At 68.7% G+C, this 3,153-nt stretch carries 4 protein-coding genes; all 4 read right to left on the bottom strand.

The features are described 5' to 3' along the window. Window positions 1-149: 149 nt before the first annotated feature. A complete protein-coding gene (locus ACZ68L_RS46695; RefSeq protein WP_469590987.1) occupies window positions 150-554 on the bottom strand; it encodes a hypothetical protein in 405 nt (134 codons plus the stop codon). A 27-nt stretch (window positions 555-581) separates the two neighbouring features. Beyond that, the gene (locus ACZ68L_RS46690; RefSeq protein ID WP_469590985.1) at window positions 582-2,135 is read right to left on the bottom strand and encodes a hypothetical protein; all 1,554 of its coding nucleotides are present in this window, start codon (window positions 2,133-2,135) and stop codon (window positions 582-584) included. Window positions 2,136-2,162: 27 nt separating this feature from the next. Continuing rightward, window positions 2,163-2,489 (bottom strand): helix-turn-helix domain-containing protein, encoded by a 327-nt coding sequence (locus ACZ68L_RS46685; RefSeq protein WP_469590984.1) that lies wholly within the window; start codon window positions 2,487-2,489, stop codon window positions 2,163-2,165. After that, a partial coding sequence (locus ACZ68L_RS46680; RefSeq protein ID WP_469590982.1) for a tyrosine-type recombinase/integrase occupies window positions 2,486-3,153 on the bottom strand: 668 nt, incomplete at its 5' end. The genes ACZ68L_RS46685 and ACZ68L_RS46680, both read right to left, overlap by 4 nt.

Here is a 3,153-nt window from a genome sequence, read left to right as displayed (position 1 = left end):
GAGTCCCGTGAGTTCAGGGGAACTGAAGGTTTCTCGGCGGGAACCCGAGGGGTGGGTGTCCTGTTCCCGGGTGCGGCCTCTTGGGTTCGTTGTGAACCCGCGCGTGTGGCCTCGCTGACGTAGGGAGTGCGCGCCCGTCCGGGCTCGGTTCACGCTTCGTCGCGGTGCGTGAGGTGGCCGTCGGTGAGCCGCCAGTAGTGCTGGTGAGGAGTCAATTGCCAGGTCTCGTCGGCAGCGATCGCCTGTGTGATCCATTCGTGGAGTTGCGGGAGGGCCTGCGCCCGTAGAACAGCGCGGTTGGCAGCACGTTCAGTGGCATCGACTGGGTGGACGTCTATGCGGAAGCCGACCATGTCCGGGTGCATGCTGCGGCCGTAGTTGCGGGGGATCGGAGCGATCCATTCTGCTCCCAGGACGATGGTCCCGCTGTCATGTCCCGTGAGGAACCGCAGGTCCGTGACGCGGCTCATGTAAGGGCCGAGACACTCGTTGATGTCGGTGGTGGTCAGTGGCCAGGCGCGGTGCCGGGGCAGTCTTCGATTTCGTGCGGACATGACAGGCAGAATGGCAGAAGGCCACGGTCAGTTCTCACAGGTTTGTTCGACGGGCTGCTCCAGCAGCGCCCGTGCGGAGTTCGCGTAGCGGATCGCGGTCTTCTCGTCCAGGCCGAAGACCTCGGCGAGGTGGAGCGGATCGGGGCCATGGACGAGGGCTTCTTCGAGCTGCCGGTCGACGCGGAGCTGTTCCAGGGTGGCGGCCTGGCCCCGAAGCGGTGCAGTGAGGGAGACCTGGCTGATGGAGCCGGTTCCCAGGGCGGTGATCTTGTTGATCAGCAGGTGCGGGTTGGCGGTGTCGGGCCAGCGGCGGCGCCGGAAGTCCAGCCACTCGCGGGCGACTTGCAGCGTCAGCTCGTCCAGAGGACGGACTCGGCCGTCGACCGTCAGTTTCCGGTTGCCGATGTCGAGGTCGTCGAGTTGAAGGCGGCGGATCGCGCCGGACCGGGCCGCGTGGACCGCGGCGAGGGCAAGAACCAGGCGGTCCGCCGGCCTGGTGACCGCAGCGACCGAGTTCTCGATGTGCTCGGGCTCCAAGGGCTGGATGATGCCGTGCTCGCGCTGGCCGACGCGGATGCGGCTGGTCGGGTTCTTGAAGATGGTGCCGTTCTTCTTCGCCCGGCCGAACAGCGACCGCAGCACGGTGAGCGTGTGCTGGCGCCGCCAGCCGTGGAGGGTGTCGAGGTGGGCCAGGACATCTTCACGGGTCACTTCGCGCAGGTGATCGTAGTGGGAGGACCATTCCACCAGGAGAGGACGGATGCGGTTGAGGTAGTTCCAGACGGTGTTCTCGTCGCGGGCCTGGGACCGGGGGCCGCCGTCGTGCAGGAGCCGGACCCAGTGCTCGACATCGCGGCGGATCCCGGGGGCGATGCCGTCGAGCTTGCGCTCCAGCCACGTCTCGAACGACGGCATCCGATCGTCGAGGAACACGCCGATCTGGTCGAGGACCTCGATGGTCAGCTCCATGTTCAGTCGGCGGGGCCGCAGAGCCGGGTGGAGTTCGGAGTACCGCACGACGTCCCCGCCGACATGCCGGGACATCAAGGTGATCAGGGCTTTGTCCACGCCGAGGCGGGTCTTGCGGGGCCAGCCGCGGGCCTCGCCGAGACGGTGGGCGCTATGGCGGGCCCAGGCCAGCCAAGGGTTGTCCGGGCCCTCGTACTGGTCGGGGTCGATGCGGGTGAGGTCGCGGCAGACCGGGAAGAGGGCGGGCTGGAGCCAGCCGCCGGGCGGCGATGCCGGGGGCGGGACGGGCTTGCGGGGGCGTCCGCGGTGCTCGTACTGAGGCTGCCGCAGCCGTGGGGCTCGTTCCCACAGCGGGGCCATATGAGCGAAGAACAGCTGGTGATACCGCAGTTCGGGCAGCAGCGCCTCCGCTTTCGCGCCGGTGGTCGCGGCGTCCGTACGCGCTTGGTGCCAGCACAGGCGGCAGTACCCCTTCCGCAGCGGGCCGTGTTGGCGGCAGCTGGCGCACGGCGCGTGCGGGCCGGGGCGGGCGAAGGAGTTGCAGCCTCCGCACCACCGCATGAACAACAGGCCCCAGGCCAGGCAGTTCGAGCAGCTATGAGGTTCCAGCACGGCCTTCTCGTCCCCGGTCCCGCCCGGTCACAGCGGCGGCAGCGACCGGCCGTCCCGTCGGCGCGGGACCACCGCCGGGGCCGGACCGGACGCGGTGGCGGCCTGCTGGCCGGTCTCCTCGCCGGGGCGGGTGACCTTTTCCGGTTCGGGGATCAGCAGGTCGCCGATCTCGCAGCCGAGGACGACGCAGACGACGTCCAGGTCATCGAGCTTGAGGGAGACCGGCTGGCCGGACCACAGCCCGGACATCTTCCCGGCCGAGATGACCAACCCGTGCTCGGCAAGGCTCCGGTGGAGCTCGGATGCCTTCCAGATACCCTTGTTCGCGGCGGTCAGCCGCAGGTTCCACCTCATCGGATCAGCCCTTCCAGCCGCTTCGCGGCCCGCTCGGTCCCGGCGACCCAGGCGTCCTCGACCCGGGTCTGCTGGACGTGGACGTATCGCATCGTCGTGGCGATCCAGGAATGCCCTAGAACCTCCTGAATTGCGAGCAAGTCCAATCCGTTCCCATAGAGCTGAGACGCGCAGAAATGCCGCAGAACATGCGGCGTCAACTTGCCTGTCCAGCCCGGAAGATGAGCCTCGACCGCGTTGTCGAGTCCGTTGCGCAGGGCGTCGTCGCCGACCCGGCGCGAGGAGCCGTCGGCATTCTTGCGCTCGGAGGGGAACAAAGGGGCGCCGGGGCGGGTGTGGTCCTCGTCGAACTGGCCCCAGACATCCTCGATGAACCACCGCAGCGTGCGGTCGGCGCCGTTGATCAGCGGCACCATCCGCTCACGCGGGCCTGAGCCGCGGGCACCCTTGCCGTGGCGGACATGGAGCTTGCCGAAGCGTCCCAGGTCCCACTTGATGTCGGCCAGGTCGAGCTTGCATGCCTCGCTGACCCGCAGGCCGACCTGGGACATCAGCTTGGAGGCGGTGTAGTTCCTGGCGGTCGGGGCGAACTTGCGGCAGGTGGCCAGCTCACCGCCCCAGCCGGTGAACAGCGTCCCGACCTCCGGCTCGGTCGGCGGGATCC

Source organism: Streptomyces sp. NPDC104309 (genome assembly GCF_055584025.1).
Note: the sequence above shows the minus strand (reverse complement) of the source record. Positions and strands in the feature narration are given on the sequence as shown.

Bases quoted from the DNA above. Each gene is read 5' to 3' on its own strand.
- ACZ68L_RS46685 (WP_469590984.1), bottom strand. From the start codon at position 2,489: ATGAGGTGGAACCTGCGGCTGACCGCCGCGAACAAGGGTATCTGGAAG.
- ACZ68L_RS46695 (WP_469590987.1), bottom strand. From the start codon at position 554: ATGTCCGCACGAAATCGAAGACTGCCCCGGCACCGCGCCTGGCCACTG.